This window comes from Frankia sp. CeRuru1, assembly GCF_977966315.1.
In genome coordinates this window covers 1-5,800 of the sequence record NZ_CDWWEW010000329.1, presented here as the reverse complement: position 1 = coordinate 5,800, position 5,800 = coordinate 1, and the positions used below count along the sequence as shown (strand labels likewise).

The 5,800-nt window shown below is 68.6% G+C and carries 8 protein-coding genes; 6 read left to right on the top strand and 2 right to left on the bottom strand.

Annotated elements, in window-relative coordinates:
* The 3 genes from AC08OP_RS19430 to AC08OP_RS19420 form a co-directional block, all read left to right on the top strand.
* The coding region (locus AC08OP_RS19430; RefSeq protein ID WP_476615489.1) for a B12-binding domain-containing radical SAM protein at positions 1-1,125 on the top strand (1,125 nt) is incomplete at its 5' end.
* Positions 1,126-1,183: 58 nt separating this feature from the next.
* Positions 1,184-2,377: a DNA glycosylase AlkZ-like family protein gene (locus tag AC08OP_RS19425; RefSeq protein ID WP_476615488.1), complete on the top strand. Its 1,194-nt coding sequence runs from the start codon at positions 1,184-1,186 to the stop codon at positions 2,375-2,377.
* A 55-nt stretch (positions 2,378-2,432) separates the two neighbouring features.
* Entirely contained in the window at positions 2,433-2,768 is a 336-nt protein-coding gene (locus tag AC08OP_RS19420) for a MazG nucleotide pyrophosphohydrolase domain-containing protein (RefSeq protein WP_462189174.1), read from the top strand.
* 58 nt (positions 2,769-2,826) lie between these two features.
* Here AC08OP_RS19420 and AC08OP_RS19415 read toward each other — a convergent pair whose 3' ends face one another.
* On the bottom strand, positions 2,827-3,042 hold the full coding sequence (locus AC08OP_RS19415) for a hypothetical protein (protein WP_476615487.1): 216 nt from the start codon (positions 3,040-3,042) through the stop codon (positions 2,827-2,829).
* On the opposite strand from AC08OP_RS19415, the gene AC08OP_RS19410 reads away from it, so the two are divergent.
* The gene (locus tag AC08OP_RS19410; protein ID WP_476615486.1) at positions 3,035-3,841 is read left to right on the top strand and encodes a hypothetical protein; all 807 of its coding nucleotides are present in this window, start codon (positions 3,035-3,037) and stop codon (positions 3,839-3,841) included. The genes AC08OP_RS19415 and AC08OP_RS19410 overlap by 8 nt on opposite strands.
* Positions 3,842-3,907: 66 nt before the next feature.
* Here the strand turns inward: AC08OP_RS19410 and AC08OP_RS19405 are convergent, their stop codons facing one another.
* Positions 3,908-4,069 carry a hypothetical protein gene (locus tag AC08OP_RS19405; RefSeq protein ID WP_476615485.1) on the bottom strand — a complete coding sequence of 54 codons (162 nt, stop codon included), beginning with the start codon at positions 4,067-4,069 and terminating at the stop codon, positions 3,908-3,910.
* A 365-nt stretch (positions 4,070-4,434) separates the two neighbouring features.
* On the opposite strand from AC08OP_RS19405, the gene AC08OP_RS19400 reads away from it, so the two are divergent.
* Both AC08OP_RS19400 and AC08OP_RS19395 read left to right on the top strand, forming a co-directional pair.
* The gene (locus AC08OP_RS19400; protein ID WP_476615484.1) at positions 4,435-4,713 is read left to right on the top strand and encodes a hypothetical protein; all 279 of its coding nucleotides are present in this window, start codon (positions 4,435-4,437) and stop codon (positions 4,711-4,713) included.
* Positions 4,714-5,206: 493 nt separating this feature from the next.
* The coding region (locus AC08OP_RS19395) for a toll/interleukin-1 receptor domain-containing protein (protein ID WP_476615483.1) at positions 5,207-5,800 on the top strand (594 nt) is incomplete at its 3' end.

The following is a 5,800-nucleotide window of genomic DNA, read 5'->3' as shown; positions in this document are numbered from 1 at the left end:
AGTGCTGACCAGTTACCCGCGACCTACGGATTCATGAAGGAAGCCCGCGAGCACAGCCAGATCGACCCCAGCGCGCTGGTGATGGTCGGCGGCGTGCACAGCAACTTCTACCCCGACGAATCGCTGCGCGACTTCCGTGCGGACGTGGTCTGCGAAGGCGAGTCGGAGGAGACGATCCTCGATGTGCTGGACCGGGCTGCCGCGGGCCAGCCCTTCACCGGCATCGCCGGCACCCGCTGGATCGAGGACGGGCGGGTCCGGACCGAGCCACCGCGCCGGCTGATGAGGGACATCGACCGGCTACCGCTGCCCGCCCGGCATCTGCTGCCCGTCGGGGACTTCGTGCTGGAAGACCGGCTAGCCGGCCGAGACATCCGCATGGCGCACGTGATGTTCAGCCGCGGATGCCCCTTCCCGTGCTCGTTCTGCGCGGCCGGGCAGACCCGCATCCAGTACCGCTCCGGGGCCAGCGCCCGCACCGAGTTGAACCAGCTCATCGACCGGTACGGCGTGCAGGGCTTCGCGATCGTCGACGACAACTTCATCGTCAACAAGCAGAAGGTCGGTGACATCTGCGATGCGGTCGGTGACCTCGACCTGTCCTGGTCGGCGCTGTCCCGCGTCGACACCATCGACGCGCCGTTACTGAAGAAGATGGCGACCTCGGGCTGCATCGAGATCAAATATGGAGTCGAGTCCGGGAGCGAGCAGCTCCTACGGGCGATGCGCAAGAACACCACCCGCGAGCAGATCAAAGCGGCGTTCGCAGCGACCGCCGACGCGGGGATCGAGGGCAAAGCGTTCATCATCCACGGCTTCCCCGGGGAGAATGCCGAGACCACCGCGGAGACGATGAGCCTGCTGGCCGAGCTGGGATCGTCCCTGAGCCGGGTGTCGCTGTTCCGGTTCGTCCCCCTGCCTGGCACACAGGTCTACGCCGATCCCGACCGGTACGCGCTGCACGGCACGCACACCCAGCCCGACTGGGACCGCGACTGGTCGAAGTTCCACATCCACCACAACAACCGGCACTGGTGGGGCACCGCGGAGCAGTGGCAGGAGACCGAAGATTCCTACCAGCGGCTACGCCACTTCGTCGAAGACCACTGGAATGCACAGGGATGAACCCGACTCGGCCCGGCCCGTGCATGGCGGGGTGACGGACCGCTGATAGCGTGCTGCGGTGGTCGCCGTCGCTCCCCGTACCGCCGGAGCCGTCACGCTCACAGCCGACCAGGCCAGCTACTTGTGGAACTGGACGCTCATCCGGCAAGGACTGCATCCCGATCATCGTTTGTCGTCCGTCGCCGAGATCGCATATGCCGGGCTGGGCCTCCACGCCGCGCGCTTACCCAGTCCGTTCGCGACCGTCCTCGCCCGCGCTGCCAGCCCCGAAGCCGCGACATCGCTATTCGCCCCCCAGTCGGGCCTCACCACGCTGCGGTGCATGCGCAAGACGCTGCATCTTCTACCGCTCGATCTGGCGGCCGTCGCGCATGCCGCGACCGCCCGCTACCGGTTGCGCGACGCCGCCCGAATGGCCGTCAACGCCGGTGTGTCCCAGCCCGTCGTGACCCGGGTGACCCGGCTGCTCATGCGGCTGCTCGCGGGCGGCCCGCTGCCGGTGCGGCAGATCGAAGCAGTCCTGACCGCCTGCGGCGAGCCGGTCGCGGCCGTCCGCGTCGCCGTGAAAACGGCGTGGGAACAGGGATTGCTCACCTACCTGAACCAGTCCGGTTGTTGGAATGCAGAACGCCGAGCCTTCGCGCTGACCTCCGACGTCCACCCCGGCCTGGACGTCGCGCAGGATCCCGGAAAGGCGACGCGAACGCTGGTGTACGCCTACTTCGACCGGTATGGGCCAGCGACTCTCAAGGACGCGACGTGGTGGTCGGCCCTGTCCCGGACCGCCATCACCGCCGCGCTGAACGCCTCGGATGCCGAGTGGCTGGAGATCACCACACCGTGGAGCCCAGCCCGGGCCTACATGACCACCGCCCGGTACGAACAGTTCCTGGCTGCCGATCCCGCCGCCCACACGAGCGGGTTACACCTGCTCGCCCACGAAGACGTCGCGCTCAAGGCGTACTTCGAGACCCGAGAGAGGTATCTGGGCGGCCTACCGACAGAACAGGCGTTCAATCAGATCGGTGAAGCGCTACCCACGATCGTGCTCGACGGGCAGGTCCAGGGCGCGTGGGCGTGGCACCCCGTCACCCGAACTGTCATTCCGACAGTCGTCCGCAACCGAACCGCCCTGACCCGCGGTGTCGCCGCCGCCGCCGATGCGCTTACCGCCGCGCTGCGCACGGGCTGGCGCGACCGGACCCCGACCGCCGTCCGCCACGACCCCAACCAGCTCACCCTGGCCATCTGACTCTCCCAGCAACACCGGCCGGGCTCACACCTCACGCAGAGAAAGGTCCACCGCCATGCGTCCGCTGGCCGCCGGCTTTGACCTGACCGAGTTCCAGCAGTACGTCGCCGCCATGGAGAAGGAACGGGGGTTCTCCGAGCGCAGCGTCACGGAGCAGGCTCTGCTGCTGGGCGAGGAGGTCGGTGAGCTGTTCAAAGCCGTCCGCAAAAGCGAGAACCTCAGCACCGCGACAGGGTCGGTCGTCGGCTCCGTCGACGAGGAGCTCGCTGACATTTTGATCTTCGTGTGCGCCATCGCGAACCGGTGCGGCATCAACCTCAGCGATGCCCTCCTCCGTAAGGAGGCCCTTAACGAGACACGAGTCTGGGTCTCGACAGGTACGGCATCCTGACAGATAGGTGGTGCGGCCCGCCGCACCGGCGGCGCCACGGCACCAGGGGCGACAGGGGTCAGACGTCGGTAACTCGACGGGTGAACTCCAGCGCGGTGGGATCGTCCCCGGCCGCTCGGCTCAGAGGGACGGCGAGTTCGCGGATGCGGTCCTCGACTACCGCATTCGGACATGTCTGGAGCGCTGCGACTGCGTCCAGCCCGGCGGCTCCCGCCGCGTCCAGGGCGGGCCTGTCCCCATCGAGGTGGCCACGGGCGACCGGCAACATGCGCAAGGCCAATACCCTGCCAGTCGTCGCCGAACGTGGCGGCGGCGCGGGTGCCGTGGATGACCGCCATCCGTCCGCGGCCTGGAAGGTGGGACACAGCGATCGCCGTGTAGAGATCTTCCTCGGCGGTGTTCCACGTGAGCGCTGGGCCGGTCAGCGATCCGCGCATTCCTGCACGCATCTCCTGGATCGCCGCATCGGCGCGGTCCGGGTATCCGGCGGCGGCAGCTGCCTGAGCCTCATATGCAGCGAGCCGCGCACGCTGCGCTGGGTGCGCTTTCGGCTGGGCTCGCGCCGCAATGTCCGCTACTTCCGTGTACTGGCCGTCGTTAAACGCCACGCAGGTCCGGATCCCAGCAACCCGGCCGGTCAGCAGCGGCTCGCCTACAGCGTCGGCGTGGCGCTCAGCGAGCGCCACGAATCGGCCAGCCAGAAGGATGTCCCCAGAAAACCGGGCCAGGGTAGACAGGCCGGCGGCAAGCTGCCCAGCGAGCAGGACCAGCTGACAGCTGTATGCGGGGTGGACACGCCGGGCGAGCATCGTTTCTACGTCCTGCCATGCTTGAAAGGCGGGCGGAAACAGATCGGCGGGCGGGAGCGTCCACAGGTTCCGTTCAAGATGCGCCAAGGCCGTACGGCAGTCGGCGAGCGCGAGCGTCGGCGGCTGTGCCTGATCGAGCCGCGCCCCGACATCCCCGGTAGCGGCGAACACCGCTGCCGCGCTCAGACCTCCAGCATGGCCAAACAGCTGACGTCTGTCCGTCTGTCTCACTCAACTCTGACAGAGAGGGGTATGCGCACCTGAATGCCCTATGCATTCTGTCGCGATGACACTGCGGAGTGTGTCATAACACTACCGCCGCTTGTGCGGCTAACCGCGCATCTCAACCCACTCGGGAGGATCCATGTCGCCCACCGACTCCCCGAGGATGCCGGTCGCCGCCGTGGGTGGCGCTCCGATCGACTCACCGTCTCGGAACAGCGGAGCGCTGGCCAGGAACATGGCCACGGCACGCACCGGGAGGGGGCTCAACCTGTCGAGCGCTCTCTCCCAGTTGTCTACCCATCGTCCCGGCCTGGACCGGATCCCCGTACGGGACGAGGCGCCGGCGAACTATTCGATCTCCGTGCTCGACGGATCCGGGAATCCGGTCGAAACCCTGATCGGCTGGTCGACCGCCCGGCTTGCCGACGAGTACGCCCGCACCCTGACCGGTATCGCCGGCTACCAGGTGGTGCCCTACCGCCGAGCCAGCGATCCCTGGAACCGGGGCCGCCGCCAACGGCGCCGGCGGCCCCTCAATCCCTCCCCACCTGCGCGCCCTTCCACCGTCAGGGCACTCCGTGAGCACGGTTGCAGGTGGGGAGGCACCATCACATACGCGAGGAGACAGACGCATGGGCAGGCGAACCGACCCCGGCACACCGTTGGACTGGCACCGGGCGGCCTGTGCCCCCGCGGCCCAGTTCGCCCGGAACGGCGCAGAGGTCGTCATCCAGTACCGGTATGCCGGTGAGGTCCACGAGCTACGGCTTCCCAACGTCATCTGGCCCGGCCTCGTCCAAGAGGCCCGTGTGGCCACGTTCACCACGCTGACCGCCGAATGGGCGAAGTGGGCGGTCGCCGGCGGCCTGGTCCGCCACGCGGACGGTCAGGTGGATCTGCGCTACGGCTAGCTGGGCCTCCGGGAGATCCGCCTGCCCGCCACGATCTGGGGTCAGATCCTCGCCGCGATCCACGCACACGCCATCGACGGCCTCGACCGATGACAATCCAGGCCCAGATCTGTCTGGCCTGCCGCGGATACGGGGTGCGGAGCAGCATCTACGCCACGGTTCTCGGACACCCGCAGGGGTTCATCGTGTACTGTCCGTGGTGTGCCGGCACCGGCCGCACCACCTGGGCGCCGCCCGTCTGACCCCCTGCCAGTGGCCACGCGGAGGAGGGCGGCCACCCCCCGGCAGCCGATGTCGAAGCCATCCGCCATCGCCAGGTCGTCCTCACCGCCCACCAAACCACTGGTGCACGAGAAGTGGGCGGGCCTCTCGGGTGTCAGCCCGTTCGGCTGTCCGGTACGCGTCTGGGTTGTGACGATCCGTGGCTACTGTGGCAGGCTGTGCGGCTATGGGCACGGGGGTCCCGGCGTCAGGCGGCGGCGCGGTGCAGGGCGTGGCGAGGTCGCCATCGTCGGGGGTGGATTTCTTCGTCTCCTACACCGGGGCCGATCAGGGGTGGGCGGAGTGGATCGCCTGGGTCTTGGAGGACGCCGGCTACCGGGTGCGGATCCAGGCCTGGGACTTCAACGCGGGTAGTCATTTCGTCACCGAGATGCATCAGGCGGCACAGGTCGCGGCCCGCACGATCGCGGTGCTGTCGACGGCCTACCTGTCCTCGGCGTTCGCGGAGGCGGAGTGGCAGGTCGCCTGGGCCGCCGACCCGTCCGGGCGGGCGCGCAAGCTGCTGGTGTTCCGGGTGGAGGAGTGTGACCGGCCGGGGCTGCTGGGTCAGCTGGTCAGCGTGGACCTGTTCGGCCTCGACCGGGACATCGCGGCCGGGCGGCTGGTGGCCGCGGCACGTGGGGAGCGGAGTAAGCCGGCGGTGGAGCCGGTCTTCCCCGGCGGGCCCGCCCAACCGATGGTCGCCGCGACGGGGATGGAGCCGATGTTCCCCGGGCGGCTGCCCGATGTGTGGAACGTGCCGAGTCGCAACCGGCATTTCACCGGCCGCCAGTCCCAGCTCGACCAGATCCGCACCGAGCTGGGG